Origin of the sequence: Paenibacillus gyeongsangnamensis (assembly GCF_027533625.1) — a bacterium.
GTDB lineage: Bacteria > Bacillota > Bacilli > Paenibacillales > NBRC-103111 > Paenibacillus_G > Paenibacillus_G gyeongsangnamensis.
The window spans coordinates 126,089-150,365 of sequence record NZ_JAQAGZ010000008.1 but is presented as its reverse complement, the minus strand read 5'-3'; the positions used below and the strand labels follow the sequence as shown (position 1 = coordinate 150,365).

Here is a 24,277-nt window from a genome sequence, read left to right as displayed (position 1 = left end):
CCATGGGGCACGAGCCCGGCCAGTACAAAAAGAGCAGGCTCCCTCAGCGGAGAACCTGCTCTTTGCTTTTTTTTAGGAAAACCGCTTCACGTACTCCAGCGCCGCCGGCACTTCCTCCGGCTTAATGCCGCCCTCGAACGAAATGTTCGTGTACGGCTTGTACTGCTTCAGCAAATTCAGGAAGAACGGCACATCCAGCTTCCCGGTTCCCATCGGCGCATAGACCATCCGGCCTTCGGGCGTTATATCAAAGTCCTTGATGTGGGCGAGAACGATCTTATCCCCCCACAGGTCAAACGCACGCTGGACGATTTCATGCTGGCGGTCATAGTTGGAGGCGTTCAGCAAATTTACCGGATCCATCAGCACGCCGAAATGCTCTGAGGGCACTTCCTCCAGCAGACGCTGCATAAGCTCCGGCGTACGGACTACCTCGTTCTGCGAAGCTTCGATGACGGCACGGACACCCCAGCGCTCCGCTTCCTCCACCATTTCCTGTACGGCCGAACGGAGCAGATTCCAGCGGGTTTCCTCCGTCGAGTCCGGGTAGACATCGAGGAAGGCCTTCACCGACCCCGTCTCGGTAGCGACCATGGTCGTACCGAAATCGCGCGCATACCTCAAATGCTCCTTGAACCGGTCGATTTGCTGCCGGCGCAGCTCGGGATTCGGATCGATCGGGTTGATGTAGCAGCCCAGTACCCCAATGCGCACGCCTTCCCGCGCGAAGCTGTCGGCGACGTAATGTCCCATGCCCGGGTTCAGCTTCCCAAGACTCGTATCAAAATCCGTCAGCGCCTTAGCCAGCGCCAGCTGAACGAATTCAAGCCCATAAGCGCTGACGCGCCGGGCGAGCTCTTTGCAATCGGTTTTGCCTAAATTATGCGCTAATATTCCGTATCTCAAGATCCTATGCCTCCTCTTATCCCAATAGCCTAAACTTACCATACCGCCGGACTGCCCGCAACGGAAACGGGGGTAATCGATGAGCTGATGATTATGGCGCGGAATCTGCCGGATAACGTTATATTAACGATAATAAGAAAAGCTTGCCACCGGGGAAAAGAGGTTGTACGCTAAATAAGAAAGCTTCGAAACCACGAAGGGAGCGGGACTTGTGAGAGTATTGATATTGGGAGGTACCGGCGTCATCAGCCGGTGTATCGCGGACCAACTGCTGGATGCCGGGCATCAGCCGGTGCTGTTCAACCGGGGCAGCCGGAAGCAGCTTTTTTCCCGGGAGATGGAATGGATCATCGGAGATAAAACAAAGCCGGAGTCGTTCCGGCAGCTGATGGCGGGCCAGCGCTTCGACGCCGTCATCGATATGATTTCCTTTAATGCGGCGGATGCGGCGCAGACCGTGGAGACGTTTCGGGACAAGACGGGGCAGCTGATCTTCTGCTCCAGCACGGCGGCTTACAAGCGGCCGTTCCGTACGATTCCGGTTCGCGAGGATGAGGAAGCGCTTTGCGACAGCGATGCTTTTCCGTATGCCTATCATAAGGCGGAGATGGAGCGTTACCTTCAGAAGGTAATTGCGGAAGGGACGGTTCCCATTACGATTATCCGGCCTTCCCTGACGTTCGGCGAAGGCGGGGTGAATCTCGGGGTACTGCGGCAAAACCGCAATATCGTGCATCGCATTCAGCAAGGCAAGCCCCTCGTCATGTTCGGCGACGGCACGCTGCCTTGGAGCTTCTCGTTCGCACCGGATGTGGCGCGGGCTTTTGTGGGAGCGGCGGGCAACGAGCGGACCTTCGGCAAGGCGTATCACGCGACGAGCGAGGAGCTGCATGTATGGGACGATCTTTATTTGGAGATCGGCCGCTTGATCGGGCACGAGCCGAAGCTCGTTCATTTCAGCACGAAGCAGCTGATGTCAGGCAAACCGGATTTATTCGCCCACCTGTACTATGAGAAAAGCTATGCCGGATTGTTCGACAATAGCAAGATCAAGCAGGACATCCCGGGCTTCGAGGCGCGAATGACGCTGAGCGAGGGGCTGCGGATGATGCTGGATTGGTATGAGCGGGACAATCTTGCGATCGATGAGGAGAAAAACCTTTTGGAGGATAGGCTGGCGGAGACGTATGGTCGTTGGTGCGGAGAATTGAAGGAACTGCTGAGTAACTAAGTTTGGGACTGTGAAGCCTCATGAACGGCAAGCTCTTGTTTCCCTGGGAGGGGAGGCAAGAGCTTTTTTTCGTTCGGAATCGCCGTTTCTCCCGATATACAAGGCCAGTCGATTGCGGTTATAACTTACCTGAAGGTAAGCAAGTCAACTTTTTTACATTATTTTAAAGCGGTGACAGGAGGCTTATAATGGACTTGTCTGTTTGTTTAGGAGAGTAAGGCCCACCAAATTTTTTCGACTGGGAGGATGCGCTGATGAAGTTTCGCAGGCTGGGAAGAACGGGACTTAAGGTTTCGGCCGTTAGTCTGGGTTGTATGGCTTTTGGACGCTGGATCGACAAGGAGGCGTCCGTTCGTGTTCTGGATACGGCGCTGGAGGCGGGCATTACGCTGCTCGATACTGCGGATGTGTACGGGACCGGCATGGACAACGGCAACCCGCTGGAGCACGGGCAGTCCGAGGAGATCATCGGCTCGTGGATCCGGGGGAAACGGGAACAGGTCGTATTGGCTACGAAAGTGAACGGGCGCTTGGGCATGGGGGCCAACGATGCGGGCTTGAGCCGCTATCACATCATGCGTGCGGTCGAGATGAGCTTGAAACGGCTGCAAACGGATCATATCGATTTGTACCAGGTTCACCGGTTCGACGAGCATACCCCGCTGGAGGAAACGCTGCGGGCGCTGGACGATCTCGTGCGTCAAGGTAAAGTGCGGTATATCGGCTGCTCCAATTACGACGCTTGGCAAATCGCCAAGGCTCACGGCATCAGCGCACTGAAACAGCTGGAGCGGTACGAGAGCGTCCAGCCCCAATATAGCATCATCGCACGGGACATCGAAAAAGAGCTCCTCCCCTTCTGCCGGTCGGAGGAGGTGGGCGTCATCGTGTACAGCCCGCTGGGACGCGGTCTGCTGACGGGCAAGTACCGTCAGGGCGAGGCGCCCCCGGTAGGAACGCGCGGTGCGGCCGGAGAGCAGCGGCTGAAGGCGCTGATGCAGCAGGAGCAGAATTTTGCCCTGGTGGAACGCTTGAAGCCGATCGCAGCGGAACGGGATTGGACGCTGGCGCAGCTGGCGCTAAGCTGGGTGCTCAGCCAGCCGGGAATTACTTCGGCGATTTTGGGCGCGTCGCGGCCGGAGCATATTACGGATGCGGTTCAGCATGCGGACGAGAGCTTGACGGCGGAGGAGCTGCAGGAGATTGACCGGATTTGCAGGGATTTGACGTAACAAGATACGAGTCCGATTAGAATGACGGGAGACGATAAGCGATGAAATACAGACAACTGGGCTCGACCGATCTGTCGGTGAGCGAGATCAGCTTTGGAACCTGGGCGATCGGGGGCTCCTGGGGGCAGGTGAACGACGCGGAATCGCTCAGAGGCTTGGCCCGTGCAATGGATGCCGGGGTGAATTTCTTCGATACCGCGGACGTATATGGCAGCGGTCACAGCGAGTCGCTGCTTGCCGAGGCTACGAAAGGGCAGAAGGACAAGATCCACATTGCCACCAAATTTTGCCGTGCCGGGGATATTCACGACCCTGCTATTTATACGGAGACGGCAGTGCGCGCATATTGTGAAGCCAGCTTGAGCCGGCTCCGGCGGGAACGGATCGATCTGTATCAGATTCATTGTCCTCCGATCGAGATTTTGCGGGACGGATCTGTATTTGAAGTGCTGGATAAGCTGCAGGCCGAAGGGAAGATCCGCCATTACGGCGTCAGTGTCGAAAGCGTGGAGGAGGGCCTCCTGTGCCTGAAATATTCTAACGTGAAGGCGCTGCAGGTGATCTACAATATATTCAGGCAGAAGCCGGATGACCGCCTTTTCGCCGAAGCCAAAGCGAAGGGCGTTGGCATTCTGGTCCGCCTGCCGCTCGCGAGCGGGCTGCTGACCGGGAAGTTTACGGAAGGCACCGTGTTTGAAGCAGGCGACCACCGCCATTACAACCGGAACGGCGAGAGCTTTAACGTTGGCGAGACGTTCGCCGGACTGCCGTTCGAGAAGGGCGTGGAGTTGAGCCGCCAGTTGTCCTGGATCGCAGATGGCCGGGGGAACATGACGCGTGCCGCACTGCGCTGGATTCTGGACAATCCCAACATTACCTGCGTCATTCCGGGCTTCAAAAATGTCGCTCAAGTGGAGGACAACCTGGGCGCTCTGGAGGTCCCGTCCTTCTCGGAGAACGAGCTCGAAAGGCTGCGGTCGTTCTACGGACAGGACGTTCATCCGCATATTAGAGGCTCTTATTAAGCGGCAGTCCGGAGCTGTTAGGGTGGACTGGCTGCTCCTGTGTTGCCGTGTCAAACGGCGGCATGGACATGCGGTCTGACCACCGCCAATGCTCCGCAACACGTACCGTGAGTGAGCGAAACCTGCAACTTTTAGTACGTAGTCAGCTATTTTTGCGCACCAGATTAAACCTATCAAATGCTTTCCTTTACAGGCTGCCACTTAAAGGTGTTGGGTTGCCAGCTTTTTTATAGCGGACAAAAAGGCTGTGACGCCACAAAGCCCGGGCGGGCACGGACAGGCTAGTCCAGACTGGTCGATTGCGTTCTCGAACGATCATTTTTGTGCAACGCTATTTGTATGTTGTTACAATCCGGCGATACTAATGTTCATTTTACACGGCTTCCTCTATAGGAAGGGTGAGCTCGCGTACAATATTTACGAATGTTGGCTGTCGGGATAATGGTTTAAACGGTATAGTTTCGTGCGCACTCCCTCTGCGGCTGGCGAAAAGTCGCCTTCCGTTGAAAATCGCTTCAGCCATTTTGAGGCGGACCGGCTGCTGATTCGGAATGCGGAGGCGACCTCCCATGGGCGCAATTTTCCTTGCTGGCGCAAAGCCAGTTGGATCACAAGCTGCTTGCGGAGTTTCCACATATTCGCATCTTCAGGTGCAAGGTCGGACTGGGTCAGCGAGTACCCATGCCCGATCGCTTGCTTGAGCTGACGCCTGCACACATGTGGGCGTCTTTCGACCTGATGCGCTGAAAAACGGAGCACCAGCCATCTGGAAAGCATAAGGTCATTTTGACGCGCCAGATGGTCGTCGAAGTCGGCAGGAGAGATATCTCGCGCATGCGTTGTGAAGCCATCAATCTCTATCACAAGACGCAGTCCGTTCCGTATATATACAAAATCGGCAAAGCGCTGCCCGCCCTTCAAATCCTTGAAAGGGTATTCGGCCTTCAAGCCTTCGAATTTGTACTGAAACTCGGGACCCCAAATCTCCTCTAAAAACAGCAGTTCCGCTCTCCCCAGTTTCTGCCGGAAAGAGCCGTTCTGAATGGCTTCGCGCTGAAACTGCTCGACGAACTGTTGCACTTGCGGATGCATCAACCGGACGACCTCCTATACGAGAAAGCAAAAACCCCGCTTACAGGCGCTACCTGTATACGGGGTGTGCTTCACTCCGAGTGTTGATTTTCTATATTGAAAAGGTTAATTATGGAAAATTCAATACCTTTTTGTGCCTTTTTTTTCACGGTAGGTAGGGAAATAAGTTAAAAATGGTATATAATACCAAATGTTTGGTTTGATAAATGAAGCCGGGTTCACTAACAGCGCTTGAAGGTTCACGGTCATCCGTTGTGACGTGCAATAGCTGAGTTTAGTGAACCCAGGCTCACTTGTAATGAACCCTGGTTCACTAAACTCCCGGCAGCGGCAGAAAAGCCGCCTGAAGTGCCCCCCCGGCTTCGTTAGCAGCGCCCGGAGGCTCACAACTTACCGCAACGCCGCGCAATGGAACAACCGGCGCCATGGCCGCCTCGCATCTTTACTTGAGTGAACCTACCAGAGTGAAGTAAGATATTTTTAGAAACCCCTAAAGGAGGAAGCGATAAGATGAATATCGGATTTATCGGACTTGGCACGATGGGAAGACCGATGGCGGAGCATTTGCATCGGGCGGGGTACACCCTTTCGGTATATAACCGCAGCCGAAGCAAAGCCGAAGGCTGGCAAGGAGCGGCTCCGGTCCGCATTGCGGAGTCGCCGCTGGAAGTGGCGCAGCAATCGGATATCGTGTTCACGATGCTGACGGACGATGCGGCCGTGGAGGAGGTTTATCTCGGAGCCGAAGGCATCGCGGCAGCCTGCAAAGCCGTAGACGAGGGAGACGGGGCCGCCCGAAAACCGCGCATCGTCGCAGATTGCAGCACGATCTCGCCGGTGACGAGCAAGAAGCTGGCCGAGATTCTTGCCGGGTACGGAGTCCGCATGCTGGATGCCCCGGTAACCGGAAGCGAGCCTCAAGCCATCGAAGGCGTACTGACCTTCATCGTCGGAGGCCCGAAGGAAGCGTACGAACAGTGCTTGCCGCTGTTTGACAAGATGGGCAAGAAGGCCGTATACATGGGGGCCAGCGGCGCGGGGACGAACGCCAAGCTTGCGAACAATATGCTGGTGGCCGCCAATTTGATGGCATTGTCCGAGAGCCTCATGATGATCCGTCAGGCCGGAGAAGATCCGGAGCTGTTCCTGGAGGTGGTTGCCGGAGGAGGAGCACGGAGCGGCATGGCGGAGATGAAGGGGCCTAAGATCGTGAACCGTGATTTCTCAGCGCAATTCATGACGCAGCTCATGCACAAGGACCTGAAGCTGGCCGAACGGCTGGCGGAATCGCTTCAGGTGCCGGTTCCCGTGCTCGCGTCTGTGAAACAAATGTTCCAGATCGCCTGCAACAGCGGATGGGGAGCGGAGGATATGAGCGCCGTGGCCAAATGCTATGAGACCTGGACCGGTACGCTCATCGGGAATTCGGCGGAGAAATCTTAACATGCTGTGCGGAGGAGCGAAGAAGCCGGCTATGGACACATGGGAGAATGGGCTCCGCTATTTAAGGCAGAACAAGGATACCATCATGCAAACATGGGCGGACATGCTTATCGAGGCGTTCCCCGATCAATATTCCAAAACGGAGCTGATCCGCTCCGCAGAGCTTTACTTTCAATTTACGACCGATCTCGACCAGCCGGCTGAGAGCCATCCGGTGCTGGATCTTCTGCCCCGTTGGTGCAGCCATCTCGTAGAGAGGGAAACGCCCTTATCGCATTTGGTAAGAAGCAGCTGCTGCTGGCGGCAAGCGATGCACCAGGTGCTCCGCCAGTCCGGACCGGACGAGTCTCCGGATCTTTCCCTCTGGATGGCGGCGGACCGCCGGATCGACATGTTTCTCGAGCTGGTCTGTCAAGGCTACAACGAGCTGAGCAGCAGCAAGCTGATCGACAAGGAAAAAGCGCTGAACCAGCTGCATGACGACCGGCTCAATCTGATCGGCAAGATGGCCGCCAGCATGGCCCATGAAATCCGCAATCCGCTGACCTCGATCAAAGGCTTCCTCAAGCTGGTCGGCGAGCAGCTGCCGGAGGGCACCTCGGGGAAGGTCCGAACGTATTTGCGGCTCATCGAGAATGAGTTCGAGAACATCCATATGCAAATTACCGGGTTTCTCAGCTTTTCCAAGCGAAGGGTCATTGAGGAGCCGCGGGTCACCATGGCTTCCAAGCATTTGCTCGAGTCCGTCATTTCCTTGCTCAATCCGAGATTATTAAGCGAGAATGTACGGTTGTCCTTGCTCATCGGGGAGGATGTCGGGCTCAGTGTGCAAAAAGTAGCCGTCCAGCAGGTGATCGCCAATATTATCAATAACGGTCTGGACGCGCTGCTTCCCGTGAAATACGAGAAGGAAATGAATATTCACGCTTTTCGCGACGAGGAGCGCTACATCATCGACATTTCCAACAACGGGCCTTCCATCCCGCCGGAGATCAGACAGAAGCTCTTTGAGCCGTTCGTTACCGATAAGGAAGAGGGTACAGGCCTGGGGCTCGCCATTTGCAAAACGATAATGCATAAAAATGGGGGGGAAATCGCGTTTCACACGAGTCCGGAACGGACTTCCTTTCAGCTGAGCTTCGAAATCGAGCCGACGTAACATCTTAACATTGTCCAAATTCACCTTAAGAAAAACCATGTTGATCGTCCCGGCTTTCCCCTACAATTGAAGTGGCTTCATGTAAGTGCATAATTTGGAAGGGGAGGCTTAGGGCCTGTGACGGATAAAAAAGGACATACGGAGAACGGCTTGAAATTATGGTATAGGGAACCGGCCAAGAAATGGAACGAAGCGCTGCCGGTCGGCAACGGCCGTCTCGGCGGAATGATCTTCGGAACGGTCGCCCAGGAGAAAATACAGCTGAATGAAGATACGGTATGGTACGGAGGTCCCGTACGGGGGAATTCGCACGAAGCGAAGTCGTACATACCCGAAATCCGTCGTCTTCTCTTTGAAGGCAAGCAGCAGGAGGCCGAGCATTTGACGCGGATGTCTCTGATGTCTGCGCCCAAGTATCTGCATCCGTACCAGCCGCTCGGGGACCTGTTGATTTATTTCCTGGGCCAAGATGAAACACCGGAGGACTATTATAAGGAGCTTGATCTGGACACGGCCGTTGCCTCGATCAGCTATACGATCGGCGGAGTCCGTTACAAGCGGGAATACTTCAGCAGCGCACTGGACCAGGTGCTGGCCGTTCGGTTCAAGGCGGACAAGCCGGCAAAATTGACGTTCGCCGCGCATCTGATGCGCCGGCCGTTCGACGGAGGCAGCCGCAAGGACGGTGAAGATACGATCGTTATGCAGGGCGAGAGCGGGACGGACGGTGTGAAATTCAGCGCAGTGCTGAAGGCCGTGGCGGAAGGCGGGAGCGTGCAGACGATAGGGGACTTTATCTCGGTGGACAAAGCCGACAGCGTAACGCTGCTGCTGGCTGCCGGCACGACATTCCGCAGCGAGGAGCCGGAGGCGGTTTGCAAGGGTCAAGTGGAAGCCGCTGCCGCGCAGTCTTATGAACAGCTGAAGCAGGCCCATATCCGGGAATACCAAGCGCAGTTTCAGCGAGTTTGTCTCCGCTTGGGGGATGGCACGACAGGCGGTGAACTAGAGCAGCTGCCGACGAACGAGCGTCTGGAACGTGTTCAAGCGGGCGGCGAAGATGCGGGGCTGATCTCGCTGTATTTTCAATTCGGACGTTATTTGCTCTTGTCGTGCTCCAGACCGGGATCACTGGCCGCTACGCTCCAGGGAATCTGGAACGATAGCTATACGCCGCCTTGGGAATCCAAATACACGATCAACATCAATACGGAAATGAACTATTGGCCGACGGAAGTGTGCAATCTCCAGGAGTGCCATGAGCCATTGTTCGAGCTTATCGAGCGGATGCTGCCTAACGGCCGCGTGACGGCGCAAGAGGTGTACGACTGCGAAGGCTTCGTCGCCCATCATAATACGAACCTATGGGGAGACACGCACGTCGAAGGCATTCTGGTGAGCGCTTCCATCTGGCCGATGGGTGCGGCCTGGCTGTCGCTTCACCTATGGGAACACTACCGGTTCGGCGGGGACCTGACGTTCCTGCGTGAGCGCGCATATCCGATTCTGAAGGAAGCCGCATTGTTCCTGATCAACTATATGACCAGCGATGCCAAAGGACGGCTTTTGACCGGTCCTTCCATGTCGCCGGAGAATAAATTCATTCTCCCGAACGGAACGAAGGGTAATATTTGCATGGCGCCGGCAATGGATATCCAAATTGTGCGCGAGCTGTTCCATGCCTGCATCGAAGCCTCGCGGAAGCTGGAGAAGGATGAGCCGTTCCGCAGCCGTTTGGAGGAGGCGCTGTCCCGGCTTCCAGGCATTACCGTCGGGAAGCACGGGCAGATCATGGAGTGGCTGGAGGATTATGACGAAGCGGATCCGGGGCACCGCCATATCTCGCAGCTGTTCGCGCTGCATCCGGGGGAGCAGATTCATAATTACCGTACTCCGGAGCTCGCAGAAGCGGCAAAGGCTACCCTGCGGCGGAGGCTCTCGAACGGGGGAGGCCATACCGGCTGGAGCCGGGCGTGGATTATCAACTTCTGGGCAAGGCTTGCCGACGGGGAGCAGGCCTATGAGAACGTGCGCCAGCTGCTGGCGAAATCCACTTATCCGAATCTGTTCGACAACCACCCACCTTTCCAAATCGATGGCAATTTCGGAGGCACCGCCGGCATCGCCGAAATGCTGCTGCAATCCCATGCGGGGGAGCTTGCCTTGCTGCCTGCCCTGCCGAAAGCATGGTCCAACGGCGAAGTCACAGGATTGCGGGCTAGAGGAGGCTATACCGTCGATATCCGGTGGGAGAACGGAATGCTCAAGCATGCGGAGCTTGCTGCGGCTCAAGACGGCCCGTGCCGATTGAGGTCGGATAGGCCGCTTATCGTGACGCGGTCGGGAGAGCCGATTGCCGTCAGGTACGAAGACAGCCTTCAGGTGTTCGCAGCGGAAGCCGGAGCGGTATATCAACTCAGCTAAAAAAATAGCTCGCCCCAGTTTCAACCCATCGGAAAGCGGGCAACGAATCCAAAGCAGCCTTAAGCGGGCTGCTTTTTTTTTAGCGACAACCTATTTTTCAAGAAGCTGCCTCCTAATAGATCTCGTTGATATTACTCGAAGACAGGGCTGTACATGTTCAAAAAAATAAGGCTGATGCGCGTTTGGCTTGCATGAGAAGAGGGCCCGCACCTGACGTGCGGGCCCTTGTCCTTCGCGCTTAACCGTAGGCTTTGCCCTTGGTGAGGATGCATGGGACGCCTTTTCCGATCGCGCCGGGCTGCGACATTCTTTCCAAATAACGGAGTCCGCGCTCGCATTTGCGGCAGCGGGCGCACACGTCGGAGGTTACGACTTTCATATTGAACTGGTTCTTATCCACGGAAGAGACCGGCGTTTTCTTTTTGGCTTTGTTGCTTGCGGCTTTGCCTTTGTTCACGTTGCTCATCTCCTGCAGCTTGGATGATGCATAGTATGAAGGCTGCGCCCGGTTTGCTACGGGCCTGCGATCCGCTATGGCCATTATTTTCGTCAAGCTGTCCTTTGTGAAGATCGGCCTAGATCCTCCCGGGATTCCAGCAGGAATTTTGACGCATTACGTCGAATGTGGAAAGTAATGGAGGAAGGGAGGAGAAGGACAATGAAATATTTAATTTGCCAGAAGGTGTCTATCGTAGATATGAACGAAGAGATTATGGCCGAGGTATTGTTCGAGCATGGGGAATATGATTCCACGCTGTGGACTGTCGGCTCTTCCGTAGTCACTTATGAGCTGGGGCTCAAGGAATTTGAGGTCGTTTATGATCGCCGGGAAGGCAAGCGGAAGCGCTCCAAAATTACCGATATCGAGATTGATCTGATCACCGAACCGGTCGCAACCCGGGTATTCCTGGAACCGGTTACTTTGATCATCGGCCAGCACGATATCGGCCAAATCTAATGCATGCAAGGCATCCGGTCCGGCCGCCGCAGACGATGAGCTGTGTGAGGCCGGACTTATTTTGTTCGTTAATAAGAATTTGTACGTTGTCGTAACCTGTGGCTTCGCATCAAACTTGATCAACGCGCCGGTCCTCGTAAGTTAAGGATAGCGTAGCTGGTTATTCCGGATTTGTCCGGCCCGCGTAAATGCTATATGATTATATCGAACCGGCCGAACCGGCCTATAAGTCAAGGGGGACTAAGTTATGAACAGAACCTTTATTACGATCGGAGCCATATGCGGATTTTTATCCGTTGCTTTGGGGGCTTTCGGCGCCCATATGCTAAAAAGTATCCTGACGCCCGAACTGCTCGCGGATTATCAAACCGGGGTACAGTATCAAATGATGCATTCCCTCGGTCTCATCGGCATCGGACTGGCATCCGGACATTTGAAGGGGAGCGTCCACCTTCGGCGGGCAGGCTGGTCGATGCTGGCAGGCATCGTTTTGTTCTCGGGAAGTCTGTACATCCTGAGCTTGACCGGCGTGAAAATGCTGGGCGCCATTACCCCGTTCGGCGGCGTAGCCTTCCTGTTCGGCTGGTTGTCGTTCGCCCTTGCCATGAAACAGCCATCCAAATAAAACCATAGCCGACCCCAAAATTCCCCATATCGTTCTCGTTGCCGAAGCGCTACAATGGCAGGGAGGGGTGAAATCCGCCCCTCCTTCTTGGTTATGGAGGTGACTAATGTGCTGCTATCTCATGATGTCAATCTGCAAGCCAAACCGATTCATCTGTTCGTTCATAAGCAAGCGGTGGCGGAGCCGTACGAGAAAAGCCATGCCCATCCGGGGATGGAGCTGCTATTTATCGTACAAGGCCAAGGACAAATCATCGTGGATCGTCAGGCTTATGCGATCGCCCCGGGAATGTTGTTATGCTTCCAGCCTTACCAGCATCATCACTTGATAATCGAGGCCAGCGAGGAGCGGAAATACGAGCGGTATATCCTGATATTCGATCCCCTTGCCGCTGACCGTTATTTGAACGGATTTCCGCGGCTGCAGCGCTTTTTTCGCCATTTATGGCAGGGCAAACTCGCTTCTCCCGTATTTGATACAAACCCGCAGAGTAACGTACTTGTCGCGCTGTATGAGCAAATCAAGGCCGATTGGCGAAGGCTGGTCGATCAGGAGCATCCCGAGCGCGGCATGGCATTCCTGCTGACCCTCCTTCAGTGGTTGGAGAGTCATGCGGAGACGGGAGGGACCGGAAGGCTGGCTCCGGCACAGCGGAAGGCCCATGAAGCCGAGAAAATTATGAGCTGGATCGAAGAGCATTATTCGGAGCATTTTCATTTGGAAGCGCTTGCTAAAGAGAGCTGCATTTGTCCACCTATCATCTATGCCATTTGTTCCGCAAAGCTACCGGCAGCAGCATTCGCGATGAGCTGACGGCTCGAAGGGTGAAGGCGGCCGCGCTCCTTCTTGCTACGACCGAGCTGCCCGTCTGTGCCATCGCCGAGCAGGTGGGCATGCCGAACGGGGCCCACTTCAGCACCGTGTTCCGCAAGCGGCTTGGTGTTAGCCCCTCCCAATACCGCAGACGGATGCGGAACGCCTGACGGGGCGGTTAGGGCGGTCATGCAGCGTCCATTCAACAAGAAACCTCCATTAACGCGTTCAACGCGTTAATGGAGGTTTGATCGTACCGATGAGGGGGACGGCTTGTTACCCGACCTCGAAATCGTCGATTTCATTGATTTGGAACAAATAAACCTTCTTCTCGTCCACATGATATACCGTCACGTTGCCGGTGCTCTCGTCGGTGTTCAGAATGCGGCAGGGCAGGCTGAGCTTAACTCCTTTGCCTTTGACAACGCTAAGCCGGATCAAGGTGTTGTTCTGTTGATAATGGAGGAATTTCTCCCATACCGATTGATACGGGCCGCCGGCGTTCGCCGTCCCGTTGTCGGCTTGCGGCCTGCCGCTGGCGGCGGAGGAGACGGCCTTGGTTTTGGAGCTCCTGGAGTCAGTCTTCGCGATGGGGATGTCCGACGCTTGCTCCTGCTCCCGCGCTATTTTCTTGCCGAGCTCGATGCCTTGCTTGATCTGGTAGTCCTCGACCGTCCCCGCATTCAAAAGATGAAGCAGCGCCTCCAGTGCCCGCCCATTGGTATCTTCTTCTATCATGATGTCTACGTTAAACAAAAACTTGCGTTTTTGCGTATTGTCTGCCACAGGCGGTGCCTCCTTGTTCGATAATGAGCTGCGATCTTAACTATACCACTTTTGCAAGCTGAAACATAGGTTAATCCCAATATGGATTAGGATAAAAGTCCCTTAATATTGAAGCTGCGCAGCCGAACAGCCTTTCTTTTATTTCAAGCGCGAGTAGCCGGGCAAGCCGAGGCAACATATAGTGAAGCATACGCGGGTTGAAGGAGGATGCTTGGTCATGATGCGCATGGAACCGGTTGAGCTGAGCGGCCGGACGGCATTGGCTGTCGAAGTCAAGCTGCCCAAGACGACATTGCTGGCCGTAACGACGGATAGAGGGTATATCATGTGCGGCGCGCTCGACGTGGCGCTGCTGAACGAACGGCTGAAGGATCGGGGAATCATCGCCGCGCGGGCGACGGGGGTGCGGACGATTGAGGAGCTGCTTGAGGCGCCGCTGGAGTCCGTTACTATCGAGGCGGAGGCGCTCGGGATCGTTCCCGGAATGAAGGGCAAGGATGCGGTATTACTCATGTTCTGAAACGAAGGCTGCCGCGTGCGACGCGGCGGCCTTTTTTCGGTTGATAAGAATTTATAAGTTTTCGTAACTTATAGCTTCGCATCAACCTTGGTAAACGCGCTGGTCCATGTAAGTCAAGGACGGCGTAGCCGTTTATCCTGGGTTGATAAGAATTTATAAGTTTTCGTAGCTTATAGCTTCGCATCAACCTTGGTAAACGCGCTGGTCCTTGTAAGACAAGGACGGCGTAACCGTTTATCCTGGGTTGATAAGAATTTATAAGTTTTCGTAGCTTATAGCTTCGCATCAACCTTGGTAAACGCGCTGGTCCATGTAAGTCAAAGACGGCGTAGCCGTTTATCCTGGGTTGATAAGAATTTATAAGTTTTCGTAGCTTATAGCTTCGCATCAACCTTGGTAAACGCGCTGGTCCTTGTAAGACAAGGACGGCGTAGCCGTTTATCCTGGCGGCCGGATCGGCGGGATGGTTTTATTCCTGCCAAAAGGAGTAAAATAGGATTACAATTAGGGTTGCGAGCAAGGGGGAGTCCGGATTGCATAAGGAGACGTTTACAATTCGGGATGGAGAGGGGCAGGTGGTTTACGTATATAACTGGCAGCCGGCGGTCAGCGACAGCAGGCTTCTGGGCGCGGTGCAAATTGCCCATGGAATGGCCGAAACGGCGGCGCGTTATGAGCGTTTTGCGCAGCGGTTGGTCGATGCCGGCTTCACGGTATACGCCAACGATCATTTAGGGCACGGCCAGACGGCGGGCTGCGTAGAGAAGCTCGGCCTCTTTGCCCAGGGATGCTTTACCCGAATGACCGACCATATGGCTAATTTGACCGACCGGATTGCGGAACGTCATCCCGGCCTGCCCGTCTTTTTGCTCGGACACAGCATGGGTTCCTTCATTGCCCAGCAGTATATGTACCGTTATCCATGCAAAATCGAAGGTGTGGTGCTATCCGGCTCGAACGGACGGGAGGGCTTCATGCTGAAGATCGGACACGCCCTTGCCAAGCTGGAAGTCCGCCGCCGCGGAGAGGATCACCGCAGCCTGCTGCTCAACGGCCTTACCTTTGGAACGTACAACCGGCGGATTAAGCCGGTACGCACACCGTTCGACTGGCTCAGCCGCGATGAGGCGGAAGTGGATAAATACATAGCTGACGAATATTGCGGCGCGATTTTCAGCACCGGTTTTTTTCAAGATTTCTTCTGCGGTTTATTGGAAATTCATAAGCCGGAGCATTTGGCGCACATTCCTAAGCGGCTGCCCGTTTTTATATTGTCGGGAGATGAGGACCCGGTAGGGCATTACGGCAAAGGGATCCGCCAGCTGGCATGCATGTACGCGAAGCTGGGACTCGAGCAGGTTACGGTGAAGCTGTACCCGGGAGGAAGGCATGAGATGCTGAACGAAACGAACCGGGAAGAAGTGATGCAGGATATTATCGATTGGCTTCACGCGAGGGTGCTCGGCTGCGGGGAGAAGTAAGCGTTGGCAAAAAAAATAGACTGCCGAGGATGCCCTTGGCAGTCTGCACCATGTTTAAACGGCCGGTATCTCGATATCGACCTCGCGGCCGGTGGCGGAGGAGCGGAGAATTCCGTCGATGATCGCTTGGTTGATCAGAATCTGCTCGCCCGGAATCGGAGCGGCCCCGCCTTCCCGGATGGCGCGGACAAAATCGTTGATCTTCTCGAAAAAGCGGTCGATTTGATGCTCCTGGACCGGAATCGGCTTTTCGATATGCTGCCCGTTATCGTCATGGAACAGCGAGATCGAGCCGATGCCTCCGTCCCACACCCCGTTCCACGGACTCCCGGTGTTCGGCGTTGTTACTTTAAGTCCTCCGTCGGTACCCAGAAACATTGTCGCTCCAAGGGTATCCATGTGCATCGCCCACGAAATTTTGAAATTGAGCGTCAAATTTCCCTCGAGCCGGATGAGAGCCACCCCGAAATCCTCGACTACAAAAGCTTCCGCTTCCTTGTGATATAACGGATTCGTACCAAAATGATTCGACGTGAACGCCGAGACCGTCAGCGGCTTCGGATAGCCGAGCGCGTTCAAGGCCATGTCCAGCGAATAGCAGCCGATGTCGGCGATCGCTCCGGCGCCGGCCAGCTCCTTGCGGATGAAGGTACCGCCCGGCATGCCGCGGCGCCGTCCTCCGCCCGTTTCCACATAGTATACTTTGCCGAGCTGGCCCGACTGCACCAGATTTTTAACGGCGATCATATTCGGGTCGTAGCGCGGCTGGAAGCCGACCGAGAGCATTTTGCCCGTTTTCTTGGCGGCTTGAACCATCTCGACGCCCTGCTGCAGCGTCACGGCGAGCGGCTTCTCAACCAGCACGTGCTTGCCCGCTTCCAGCGAATCGATGCTTGTGCGGTGATGCGCGATGTTCGGCGTGCAGACGCTGACGCCGTCGAGCTCCAGCTCCAGCAGCTCGCGGTGATCCTCGAAGGCTAGCGTCCCTTCCAGCTCCTGCGCCGCCACAAACTGCTGAGCTCTGCCCGGCACGACGTCGGCTACGGCGACAAGCTCGACGCCCGGTATGTTCTTGTAGGCTTTGGCGTGCTGCCTGGCGATACCGCCGCTTCCGATAATTCCGATTCGAACGTTTGATGACATGATCATAGCTCCTCCCGGTTCCCGCCGTTCTTCACGGAGGGATGTTCATACGCTTGCCTCTTGCTTTATGCCGCTATTATACAAGAGGGAACCGGTTCCCGTAATGCAAAGAGGCGACGGGCCGGGTGCGAAATGGCGACATCCGCGGAGGCGGAGCCGAAAGAGCTTCCGGTTAATCGAATTCAAGCACGACCATCTGGTGGCATTCAAAACGGGGGACGGTATACGTCACCAAGCCATCCTGCCGGGTGAAAGGAAGCTCCGTGCCTTGCGGAGCAAGATAAGCCCGCGTAATGTGCTCGGGGACCACGAGCTGCACTTCCGTATCCAGCACGGGCAGCAGATCCTCGATCACCTCGACGCCGCTGCCGCGCTTCACCGGGGAAGCATAGAGCAGATGCTGGACGTAGCGGTTCTCCGCCTGCTGCTTCGCGAGGGTGACGATCCCTTGCGCCGCAAGATTGGTCTGAAGCGTGCGGCGGTCTCCCAGCAGCCGGTTCAGCGCATAGAGGACGGATTCCTTCAGCGCCAGGCTGCCTTTTACGGCATAATCCTCGAATACGTTCCAAGCGATGTAAATGCCGTTCGGATGCTCGGTCATGCCGGGTCCCGCATTCTCCGGCCGGTTCGGCGTATGCTGGTGGGAGCTAAAGGTGAATACGTCCCGGTTGAAATAAGGGAATTCGCGGCTTCCGAGTATCCGGGCCCCCGATGCTTCCACGAGACATCCTTGGGAATAAAAGACGAACGCGGCGCTGCTCAGGGATGGAAGCTCGAAGGCGGGCCGGAAATATTCCGGTTTATAAGGGCTCTCGCCGGTATATCGAATGCCCAGATCGACGGCAAAAGCCGTACCGTCCTCGTTCAGCCCGGAGTGTCCGGTAACGAGCAGCTTGCCTCCTTGCGCGGCGTAGGCTTCAAGCTTGGCGGCCAGACCGTCCGATACCGCAATTTGGTCCGGGAGAATCAGCACCTTGTAGGGGGCGAAATCGCCCTCCAGGTCAACGACGTCGAACAGAACCTTGCCTTCCAAAAGCATCCGTACCGCCCCCGCATCGGACGTGCCGGTCCGGTCCACCCGGTTCTCCGCTTTGCCGGAAACGGCGGCTTCCACGCTCAGCAGCGCGACGTCGGCCACGTTCTTCGCATCCCTGCACCAAGCTTCCTTCGCTTCCACCTCGCGGTAGGCCAAGCCGATGAGCCGGTACGTAGCCTCATCCATGTATCCTTCCGGATGCAGCTGATCGCCGACCGAGCAGCGCGCGCCGTTCGCCAGGCTGAGGGCCGTCTCGTACCGCAGCGCATTCGGATGCTTGTACCCGCCGAACTCGCCCCACGTCGTATGGAATTTGCCGGTCATGCCGAGGAATGGCATCCCCAGGCCTTGAGCGTAGCGCGCGGATAGAGGGAAATGATCGTAGCCCCAGCCTCCGGTCGGCAGCGATTCCAGCTCCAGATGACTATTCATGCCGGCCAAATCCCGGCGGCCGCGGCGAATGTGCCCGCCGTTATGGAATACCGGCAAGCCCGGCTTGATCGCATCGATCGCTTCCCTGACGCGGCGCGTATAATTCGCGTAGGTGCGCTCGCCCAGCGCCAGAACGGCGGCCGGATCGCGGGGATCCTCCCCTGCGGAGCGCAGCTCATTCACGCAAGTATGGCAGTAGCAGAGCCGCACGCCGACAATATCGAGAAAGATACCGTCCGCGTCGTAATTTCTTACGACCTCCTCAATCTGCGGAATCAGCACGTCCAGATACGGAGAATTCAGGCAAAATTGGTGGTATCCCGGCTTCATAAAGCCGTCGACCCAGTTCGTATTGTCATTCGCGTCGCGGATCAGCCATTCCGGATGGCGGCGAGCCAGCTTCTCATCGAGCCCGGCGGACAAGTAGACCGGTGTCTTCACATCGATTTCGTGGGCCGCTTCGATCATGGCCCCCAGCAGATCAAAGTGCAGGTGCGGATGCATTTCGTTAGCCTCGGAGGGATGGTAGGCCCAGCCGTGATGGCATTTGGAGAAGACGGTGATGGAGTCGACATGACCGGCCTTCAGCATATTTTGGAACTGGGACTTGTCGAATCGGCTGCCGATGCCGGGAATGGCCTCGGAGGTATGAAAGTCGAGATGAATTTGACGGAAACGCATAATGATTCACACTCCTTTGCGGATTAGTAGAAAACGCCTGGCTTCATATTAAAGCGTATTCAGCTTTAGTACCATATCGGGAAACGACTCGTAATAGCATATTTTCGACCAAATTCGGACATGACGCTTCAATAGGATTGCGGTATGATGGAATCAATAAAAACGAAAGAAGGAGCGAGCCCGAGTGGATGTGCTGAAGCTGGCGATTCCGCCGCTGCCGCAATTTCTGACGATCGGACGTTCGGTATGGGCGCCGGGCATGCAGCATTTTGAAAGGGCGTTTCCCGTCTACGATATGCTGCTTGTCGGTTCGGGAGCGCTCTACATGACGGAGGAAGAGCGCGAATACGAGATTCTGCCGGGCACGATGCTGCTGCTGGAGCCGGACAAGCGGCATGTCGGCCATCGGCCGTGTGCGGAGCCGACACTCATTTACTGGGTGCATTTCAGCCATGCCCCGGCCTGCGGCCGGATGACGGAGAAGGAGGTGGCCTGGTCGGTTCGGGTCAGGGAAGGAACGGACTCCGACTGGTCGGCCGAGGAGCAATATCTTTATTTGCCTAAGCGGGGGGCCGTCGATCTGCAGGCGCTCCGGCCGTTGCTGGAGGAGATGCTGAAGCGAAGAGGCGGACTTACGATGGAGCATGCGGTCGACCAGCAGCTGCTCTTCGGCCGGCTGCTGTCGGCTCTGCAGGCCGGACTGCGTGACTCCCGCCAAGGGAGCCGGTCTTACCAGGTAGCCGAGCGGGTGAAGCGTTACCTGGACGAGCATTACCGCGAGCCTTATTCGGCGGAGCGAATAGCGGATGCGCTGCATTTCAATGCGGATTATGCGGCCCGCTGCCTCAGGAAGCTTACCGGGATGAGTCCGCTGCAGTACCATCATCATGTGCGGCTGGAGGAGGCGAAGCGCCTGCTGCTCGGCACGAGTCTTCCGCTTACGGAGGTAGCGGAGCAGGTGGGCTTCACGGATGTGAACTATTTCATCCGGATATTCCGCCAGACGGCCGGAGTGACGCCGGGAGCTTACCGCCGGTCGGCCGCCGGATTCGTCTAAGGCATTGTGATCCGGCGGAAAGCGGTTATAATGAGGTTAACAAAAACGTGGATGACGCAGGAGGATGCCCGTTGGACATTCAAAAAATCAAGCCCCGCAAAATTTATGAGCTGGTCGCCGACAGCATTAAAGAACAGATCGCCGCCGGCCAGCTGAAGCCGGGGGACAAGCTGCCCTCGACCAAAGACTTGTCCGAACGATACCAGGTGGGCCGGTCGACGGTCCGCGAAGCGCTCAGCGCCTTGAAGGCGATGGGACTTGTGGAAATTCATCAGGGGGAAGGCAGCTACGTCCGAAGCATCGAATCCGGTGACGTTGGCTTGCCGGAATTCAATGCGCTTCTGATGAGCCGAGAAACGGTGCTGGAGCTGATCGAAGCCCGTAAGACGCTGGAAATTTCCAATGCGGCGCTCGCGGCCGAGAAGCGGACAGCGAACGATGTAGATAAATTTCAGGCGGTTCTGGCCCGAATGGAAGCGCATCTCGGCGATGAAGCGGAAGGCGAACGCTCCGACATCGAATTTCACTTGATTCTTGCCGAAGCGACTCATAACTCCATCCTCGTCCGGATGATCGAATCGATCTCGGCCCAGATGCAGACGGCGATCCATGAGACGCGGCGGCTGCAAATGTATGCAGACCGGGCCGTATCCACCCGGCTGTGGCTCGAGCATCGGGCGATCTTCGAGGCGATCGAGGCTCAGGATCCGGCTGCCGCGCAGGAAGCGATGCGACGCCATTTATTCCATGTCGAGCAGGTGCTCGTGAAGTTCATTAAGAAATAGCGGCGGCTGTTAACGCGGCTGCCTGCGTTCGGAAGGGAAGCTGAAGACGAGCATGACCAGTCCGATGATCAGGAAGAGCCAAACGAACAGATTGTTTTCCGGAACGATTTCATGATAGATGGCGGTAGACGGGTGGCCGCTGCCCGTGGACGAATTGAGCGCAGATAGTGCGGCGTGCTCTTGCGCATTCATTCGTTCCGCCGTATAGAGAATGCCTGCGGCCAGCAAGAACACCGCGCCCACGATTTTGTTCGCCAGCTTCCCCATGCCTATCTAGCTCCTTTTGATAAAATTTGGAAGATGCCGTACTTTCTGACGCCTGTTCCGGTGAAAAGGTTGCGGGAGACTCTTCCCAAAAACGAACTTATCTGATAACCTGATAAGTAACTACAAACGAAGCAAAAGGATGGGATCGTTCAATGCGCGTCTCTTTGTTCATTACTTGCTTGGCGGACCTCATGTATCCGGAGGTCGGTGAAAGCGTTGTCCGGCTGCTGAACCGGTACGGGTGCGAGGTCGATTTTCCCGAGCTGCAAACCTGCTGCGGCCAGCCCGCTTATAACAGCGGCTACCAGGATGAAGCCCGCGAGGTAGCCCGCAACCTGATTCGAGCCTTCGAGCACAGCGAATATGTCGTGTCGCCCTCCGGTTCCTGTACGGGTATGGTGCATCACTATTATCCGCAGCTGTTCGAGAACGAGCCGGAATGGAAGGCGAATGCCGAGCGGCTCATTGAGAAAACTTATGAATTCTCCCAGTTTCTTGTGAATGTGCTTGGAATCAAGGATCTTGGCGCCGTATTCCCCGAGAAGATCACTTATCACCCGTCCTGTCATGCGATGCGCCTCCTGGGAGTGAAGGAGGAGCCAGGACAGCTGCTCTCCCATGTGGAAGGGCTGGAGCTGGTCGAGCTTCCGAAGAAGGAGGATTGCTGCGGGTTCGGCGGAACGTTCGCGGTCAAGATGGCGGATATGTCCGAAGCGATGGTCTGCGAAAAAGCGGCCAACGTCTGTGCTACGAACGCCCGCGTGCTGGTGGGAACGGATATGGGCTGTCTGATGAACATCGGCGGACGCCTCAACAAGGAAAACAAACCGGTGCGCGTCATGCATTTGGCACAGCTGCTGGAGGAAGGAGTGAAGAACGGTGAGCGGAGCGGTAAATGAGAAGGAATTGATCGGAACCGGGCTGAAGAAGCGGACGGAGGAAGCGCTGGCCAACGATTTTCTGCGCAAAGCGGTTGCGTTCACTACGGATAAACTGAAGACCGGGCGCCTCGGCGCCATGGAGACATTCGGCAACTGGGAGGAATGGCGCGAACGGGGCAAGCAAATCCGCAAGCATGTCGTCGAAAATCTCGATTACTATTTGACCCAGTTCACGGATAACGTCTCCAAGGCGGGCGGGAACGTGATCTTCTGCCAGTCGGGCGAGGAAGCGGTGCGCACCTTCCTGAACATTGCGGAGGAGCGGAAGGCGAAACTTGTGGCGAAAGGCAAGTCGATGGTGTCGGAGGAAATCCACCTCAATCACCATCTGGAGGAGCGCGGGATCGAGGCGATTGAAACGGATCTCGGCGAGTATATTTTGCAGCTGGCCAAAGAGACGCCCTCCCACCTGATCATCCCGGCGATTCATAAGAACAAGCAGCAGATCGCGGATATTTTCGCGGAGGAATCGGGCGAGCCGATGGTGCCGGAAACCCGTGTTTTGGCCGATTACGCCAAGACGCGGCTGCGCAATTATTTCCTCGAAGCCGATATCGGGCTGACGGGCTGCAACTTCGGCGTGGCCGAATCGGGCGCGATCACGCTCGTCTCCAACGAGGGCAACGGCCGGATGGTGACGACGATCCCGAAGTGCCATGTCGTCATCATGGGCATGGAGCGGCTCGTGCCGACTTACGACGACCTGGAGGTCGTGCTGAACCTGCTGGCGCGAAGTGCAACGGGACAGAAGCTGACGACGTATACGTCGATGATTACGGGACCGCGCCGGGAAGGGGAGCTCGACGGACCGGAGGAGCTCCACCTGATCATCCTGGACAACGGGCGCTCCGCGCAGCTCGGCGACCCGGTGTTCCAGGACGTGCTGCACTGCATCCGCTGCGCAGCGTGCCTGAACGTGTGCCCCGTGTACCGTCACGTCGGGGGCCATACCTACGGCAGCGTATACAGCGGCCCGATCGGGGCCGTATTGACGCCGCTGCTGCAGCAGGACATGAAGGAAGCGGGACAGCTCTCCTACGCTTCCAGTCTGTGCGGGGCATGCTACGAGGCATGCCCGGTGAAGATTCCGCTGCACGACATGCTCGTGCAGCTGAGAGCGCGCAAGGTGAAGCTGGGGCTGACCCCGCTTGCCGAGCGCATGGCCTTCAAGACGTTCCGGACGACGTTCGGGAACGTCACGCTGTACAAGATGGCGACGAAGTCTGCTTACTATGCGATGAAGCCTTTCGTAAGCAAAGGCTATATCAAGAAGGCCCCGGGACCGGGTGCCGGCTGGACGCAGTCGCGCTTCCTGCCGATGAAGCCGAAGATGTCGTTCCGCGACCGCTGGGAGGCGCTGCAGCGGGAGCTGAAGCAGCAGGGACAGGACGGCGCGAAGGCGGCGAAGAAGGGGGGCGAGCGGCATGAATAAAGGAACAATTCAAGGACGAGAGGCGTTTATCGCGAATTTGTCCTCCAGGCTCGGACGCCGTGCGGTGCAGCAGACCGCTCCGGCCCATCCGTATTGCGGGGCGCCGGATTTCTATAAGGCGCTCCGGCCGACGACGGAGGAGAAGATCGAGCTGTTCATCGAGAGCTGGCAGGCGCTGACAGGCAAGGTGCTCGTCGTGGAGGAAGCCGAGGCGAAGGAGAAGATTGCGGCGTGGCTCGTCGAGACGGCCAAGGAGCTAGGCGTTACCCATGTGTCCCGCTGGGAGCATGAAGGGCTGAAGACGCTCGGACTCGACGCGGCGCTGATCGAAGCCGGCATCGGTGTTGTGCCGTGGGCCGAGGCTGAGGCCGGCGAGCCGATTCCGGGCGAGACGGTCCGTACCGTGCCGCCCCTGCCTGAGGGGTCCGTCTGGACGAAGCGCAGCGAGCTGCTGCAGCGGACGGAGCGATGCCAGCTGGGCGTGGTATGGCCGGATTACGCGGTTGCGAATACAAGCACGCTCGTGCTGCAATGCGCTCCCGATCGGGGCCGTTCGGTAAGCCTGCTGACGCAGATCCTGTTCGCGGTGTTCCGTGCCGATCAGCTCGTCTACCGCATGGGCGAAGCGTTAACCGAGATAACGAAGGGCAAGGCGTCGCCCGAGCAGTACGCCTCCTCGCTCAATCTCATTACGGGCCCGAGCCGGAGCGCGGACATCGAGAACGATTTGACCATCGGGATCCACGGTCCCGGCAAAGTGTACGCGGTCATCATTAAATAAAGCGCGAATCGAACAGCAGGAACAAGC

The 24,277-nt window shown here is 56.5% G+C and carries 24 protein-coding genes; 17 read left to right on the top strand and 7 right to left on the bottom strand.

Annotated features, from left to right (window positions below; genetic code table 11):
• Nucleotides 1-72 precede the first annotated feature (72 nt).
• Nucleotides 73-906 (bottom strand): sugar phosphate isomerase/epimerase family protein, encoded by an 834-nt coding sequence (locus O9H85_RS13960; protein WP_269882037.1) that lies wholly within the window; start codon nt 904-906, stop codon nt 73-75.
• Between the two features lie 211 nt (nt 907-1,117).
• Between O9H85_RS13960 and O9H85_RS13955 the strand changes: the two genes are divergently transcribed.
• The 3 genes from O9H85_RS13955 to O9H85_RS13945 all read left to right on the top strand — a co-directional run bounded on the left by O9H85_RS13955 (nt 1,118) and on the right by O9H85_RS13945 (nt 4,394).
• Nucleotides 1,118-2,137, top strand: a complete 1,020-nt coding sequence (locus O9H85_RS13955; protein WP_269882036.1) for an NAD-dependent epimerase/dehydratase family protein — start codon at nt 1,118-1,120, stop codon at nt 2,135-2,137.
• 254 nt (nt 2,138-2,391) lie between these two features.
• Nucleotides 2,392-3,369, top strand: a complete 978-nt coding sequence (locus O9H85_RS13950) for an aldo/keto reductase (RefSeq protein ID WP_269882035.1) — start codon at nt 2,392-2,394, stop codon at nt 3,367-3,369.
• A gap of 41 nt (nt 3,370-3,410) precedes the next feature.
• On the top strand, nt 3,411-4,394 hold the full coding sequence (locus tag O9H85_RS13945; RefSeq protein WP_269882034.1) for an aldo/keto reductase: 984 nt from the start codon (nt 3,411-3,413) through the stop codon (nt 4,392-4,394).
• 417 nt (nt 4,395-4,811) lie between these two features.
• Here the strand turns inward: O9H85_RS13945 and O9H85_RS13940 are convergent, their stop codons facing one another.
• Nucleotides 4,812-5,486 (bottom strand): helix-turn-helix domain-containing protein, encoded by a 675-nt coding sequence (locus O9H85_RS13940; protein ID WP_269882153.1) that lies wholly within the window; start codon nt 5,484-5,486, stop codon nt 4,812-4,814.
• 510 nt (nt 5,487-5,996) lie between these two features.
• On the opposite strand from O9H85_RS13940, the gene O9H85_RS13935 reads away from it, so the two are divergent.
• The 3 genes from O9H85_RS13935 (at nt 5,997) to O9H85_RS13925 (ending at nt 10,512) form a co-directional block, all read left to right on the top strand.
• Nucleotides 5,997-6,929 carry an NAD(P)-dependent oxidoreductase gene (locus O9H85_RS13935; protein WP_269882033.1) on the top strand — a complete coding sequence of 311 codons (933 nt, stop codon included), beginning with the start codon at nt 5,997-5,999 and terminating at the stop codon, nt 6,927-6,929.
• Nucleotide 6,930: 1 nt separating this feature from the next.
• Nucleotides 6,931-8,088, top strand: coding sequence for a sensor histidine kinase (locus O9H85_RS13930; protein ID WP_269882032.1), 1,158 nt, complete (start codon nt 6,931-6,933; stop codon nt 8,086-8,088).
• Nucleotides 8,089-8,205: 117 nt separating this feature from the next.
• Complete coding sequence (locus tag O9H85_RS13925) at nt 8,206-10,512, top strand: glycoside hydrolase family 95 protein (RefSeq protein WP_269882031.1); 2,307 nt, start codon at nt 8,206-8,208, stop codon at nt 10,510-10,512.
• Nucleotides 10,513-10,750: 238 nt separating this feature from the next.
• On the opposite strand, the gene O9H85_RS13920 is transcribed toward O9H85_RS13925, so the two are convergent.
• Nucleotides 10,751-10,978, bottom strand: coding sequence for a hypothetical protein (locus O9H85_RS13920; RefSeq protein WP_269882152.1), 228 nt, complete (start codon nt 10,976-10,978; stop codon nt 10,751-10,753).
• Nucleotides 10,979-11,170: 192 nt separating this feature from the next.
• On the opposite strand from O9H85_RS13920, the gene O9H85_RS13915 reads away from it, so the two are divergent.
• The 4 genes from O9H85_RS13915 to O9H85_RS13900 all read left to right on the top strand — a co-directional run bounded on the left by O9H85_RS13915 (nt 11,171) and on the right by O9H85_RS13900 (nt 13,078).
• A complete protein-coding gene (locus O9H85_RS13915; RefSeq protein ID WP_269882030.1) occupies nt 11,171-11,470 on the top strand; it encodes a hypothetical protein in 300 nt (99 codons plus the stop codon).
• A 247-nt stretch (nt 11,471-11,717) separates the two neighbouring features.
• The gene (locus tag O9H85_RS13910) at nt 11,718-12,095 is read left to right on the top strand and encodes a DUF423 domain-containing protein (RefSeq protein ID WP_269882029.1); all 378 of its coding nucleotides are present in this window, start codon (nt 11,718-11,720) and stop codon (nt 12,093-12,095) included.
• Nucleotides 12,096-12,203: 108 nt separating this feature from the next.
• Nucleotides 12,204-12,908, top strand: a complete 705-nt coding sequence (locus O9H85_RS13905) for a cupin domain-containing protein (RefSeq protein WP_269882028.1) — start codon at nt 12,204-12,206, stop codon at nt 12,906-12,908.
• Nucleotides 12,842-13,078 (top strand): helix-turn-helix transcriptional regulator, encoded by a 237-nt coding sequence (locus tag O9H85_RS13900; protein ID WP_269882027.1) that lies wholly within the window; start codon nt 12,842-12,844, stop codon nt 13,076-13,078. Before O9H85_RS13905 ends, O9H85_RS13900 begins: the two co-directional genes overlap by 67 nt.
• Nucleotides 13,079-13,184: 106 nt before the next feature.
• Here the strand turns inward: O9H85_RS13900 and O9H85_RS13895 are convergent, their stop codons facing one another.
• Nucleotides 13,185-13,694, bottom strand: a complete 510-nt coding sequence (locus tag O9H85_RS13895; RefSeq protein WP_269882026.1) for a hypothetical protein — start codon at nt 13,692-13,694, stop codon at nt 13,185-13,187.
• A 217-nt stretch (nt 13,695-13,911) separates the two neighbouring features.
• On the opposite strand from O9H85_RS13895, the gene O9H85_RS13890 reads away from it, so the two are divergent.
• On the top strand, nt 13,912-14,214 hold the full coding sequence (locus O9H85_RS13890; protein WP_269882025.1) for a YunC family protein: 303 nt from the start codon (nt 13,912-13,914) through the stop codon (nt 14,212-14,214).
• A 533-nt stretch (nt 14,215-14,747) separates the two neighbouring features.
• The gene (locus tag O9H85_RS13885) at nt 14,748-15,695 is read left to right on the top strand and encodes an alpha/beta hydrolase (protein WP_269882024.1); all 948 of its coding nucleotides are present in this window, start codon (nt 14,748-14,750) and stop codon (nt 15,693-15,695) included.
• Between the two features lie 54 nt (nt 15,696-15,749).
• Here O9H85_RS13885 and O9H85_RS13880 read toward each other — a convergent pair whose 3' ends face one another.
• Both O9H85_RS13880 and O9H85_RS13875 read right to left on the bottom strand, forming a co-directional pair.
• Nucleotides 15,750-16,838 (bottom strand): Gfo/Idh/MocA family protein, encoded by a 1,089-nt coding sequence (locus O9H85_RS13880; RefSeq protein WP_269882023.1) that lies wholly within the window; start codon nt 16,836-16,838, stop codon nt 15,750-15,752.
• Between the two features lie 172 nt (nt 16,839-17,010).
• Entirely contained in the window at nt 17,011-18,987 is a 1,977-nt protein-coding gene (locus O9H85_RS13875) for a beta-galactosidase trimerization domain-containing protein (RefSeq protein WP_269882022.1), read from the bottom strand.
• A 184-nt stretch (nt 18,988-19,171) separates the two neighbouring features.
• Between O9H85_RS13875 and O9H85_RS13870 the strand changes: the two genes are divergently transcribed.
• Together O9H85_RS13870 and O9H85_RS13865 are read left to right on the top strand one after the other, a co-directional pair.
• Nucleotides 19,172-20,044 carry a helix-turn-helix transcriptional regulator gene (locus tag O9H85_RS13870; RefSeq protein ID WP_269882021.1) on the top strand — a complete coding sequence of 291 codons (873 nt, stop codon included), beginning with the start codon at nt 19,172-19,174 and terminating at the stop codon, nt 20,042-20,044.
• Between the two features lie 71 nt (nt 20,045-20,115).
• Nucleotides 20,116-20,829 (top strand): FadR/GntR family transcriptional regulator, encoded by a 714-nt coding sequence (locus tag O9H85_RS13865; protein WP_269882020.1) that lies wholly within the window; start codon nt 20,116-20,118, stop codon nt 20,827-20,829.
• A 9-nt stretch (nt 20,830-20,838) separates the two neighbouring features.
• Here O9H85_RS13865 and O9H85_RS13860 read toward each other — a convergent pair whose 3' ends face one another.
• A complete protein-coding gene (locus O9H85_RS13860; RefSeq protein WP_269882019.1) occupies nt 20,839-21,096 on the bottom strand; it encodes a hypothetical protein in 258 nt (85 codons plus the stop codon).
• A 152-nt stretch (nt 21,097-21,248) separates the two neighbouring features.
• Between O9H85_RS13860 and O9H85_RS13855 the strand changes: the two genes are divergently transcribed.
• Genes O9H85_RS13855 through O9H85_RS13845 form a run of 3 tightly spaced genes read left to right on the top strand, consistent with a single transcriptional unit; the run spans nt 21,249 to nt 24,250 of the window.
• Nucleotides 21,249-21,995 carry a (Fe-S)-binding protein gene (locus tag O9H85_RS13855; protein WP_269882018.1) on the top strand — a complete coding sequence of 249 codons (747 nt, stop codon included), beginning with the start codon at nt 21,249-21,251 and terminating at the stop codon, nt 21,993-21,995.
• Nucleotides 21,976-23,469, top strand: a complete 1,494-nt coding sequence (locus O9H85_RS13850) for a LutB/LldF family L-lactate oxidation iron-sulfur protein (protein WP_269882017.1) — start codon at nt 21,976-21,978, stop codon at nt 23,467-23,469. Before O9H85_RS13855 ends, O9H85_RS13850 begins: the two co-directional genes overlap by 20 nt.
• Nucleotides 23,462-24,250 carry a LutC/YkgG family protein gene (locus O9H85_RS13845; protein WP_269882016.1) on the top strand — a complete coding sequence of 263 codons (789 nt, stop codon included), beginning with the start codon at nt 23,462-23,464 and terminating at the stop codon, nt 24,248-24,250. Before O9H85_RS13850 ends, O9H85_RS13845 begins: the two co-directional genes overlap by 8 nt.
• The last annotated feature ends 27 nt before the right edge of the window (nt 24,251-24,277 follow it).